The following is a 681-nucleotide window of genomic DNA, read 5'->3' as shown; positions in this document are numbered from 1 at the left end:
GCTGAGACCGCACGGGGGACGAGTATGAAGACGTTGTTGGCGGTGTCGTCGAAGGTGACCGCGGCCGAGGCTGCTTCGTGGGTGTACGGCGGTCAGGAGGTCACAGCCCATCCTTTGGTGGCTCAGGCCGCCTTGTCGGGTGAGGTGTCGGTGGCGCAAGCCAGGTCGATCGACCGGGTGCTGGGCGAACTCCCGGCCACCCTCACGGCTGGGCAGCGGGCTGAGGCGGAGCAGTTCCTGTTGGACAAGGCTGCCCTGGTCGATGCGCAGGACCTCGCCAAGCAGACCCGCACCGTCTTGGAGCAGGTCGCCCCCGAGACCGACGCCGTCGAGGACGAGTTGTCGCGGCTTGACGCGCAGCGCAAGCAAGCCTGGGCCAGCCGATCGCTCACCTTCAGCAATGATCGTCGTGGTTCGGTCGTGTTCAAGGGGCAGTTGCCGACCTTGGAGGGGGAAGCGTTCAAGCGTCTGGTCGAGGCGCACTCGTTGAGCAACCGGCGTGCGGTGGAGCAGGCCGCGGATCGTCACGACGAAGCCGGGTTGCGTAGCTTCGAGCAGCGCACCGCCGACGGCCTCATCGCCCTCGTTGCTGGTCGCGCTCCCAGGCCCGCCCGGTCCCCTGAGCCGGCCCGGTTCGGTGAACCCGCCGAAGGGCACCGGGCCCCTGAGCGTGTCGAAGGG

1 protein-coding gene is annotated in these 681 nt (G+C 68.4%); it reads left to right on the top strand.

Annotated elements, in window-relative coordinates:
• Nucleotides 1–24: 24 nt before the first annotated feature.
• Nucleotides 25–681, top strand: a 657-nt coding sequence (locus tag ET989_RS14645; RefSeq protein ID WP_241656381.1) for a DUF222 domain-containing protein, incomplete at its 3' end; no start/stop codon positions are given.

It is taken from the genome of Propioniciclava sinopodophylli, from assembly GCF_004324755.1.
Lineage (GTDB): Bacteria > Actinomycetota > Actinomycetes > Propionibacteriales > Propionibacteriaceae > Propioniciclava > Propioniciclava sinopodophylli.
The sequence above is the reverse complement of the archived record's forward strand: the minus strand, read 5'-3'. Positions and strand labels throughout refer to the sequence as shown.